Raw genomic sequence first — 215 nt, 5'->3', positions numbered from 1 at the left:
TTCGTAATTCCAAATTGCGCATAGCCTTTTGTCGTGCAGACCTTGCAGCGCATGCGCCTGTGTAGGTCGACAAACCAGGTATGCGTTCCGTATTTGCGTAGAAGCATCTCTCTATCAACCGACCCGATGTGACCGCACTGGCAACAGAACCCGTAGAGCTCATACCATTTGAACAGGTCCATGATCCGGGTCGATACCGGCATTTCGGTCAGGTA

1 pseudogene is annotated in these 215 nt (G+C 51.6%); it reads right to left on the bottom strand.

The annotated features are described in order from the left end of the window. Nucleotides 1-215, bottom strand: a pseudogene (locus tag HWX93_RS22930) (hypothetical protein); the annotation flags it as partial.

It is taken from the genome of Brucella tritici, assembly GCF_902825325.1.
GTDB lineage: Bacteria > Pseudomonadota > Alphaproteobacteria > Rhizobiales > Rhizobiaceae > Brucella.
Note: the sequence above shows the minus strand (reverse complement) of the source record. Positions and strands in the feature narration are given on the sequence as shown.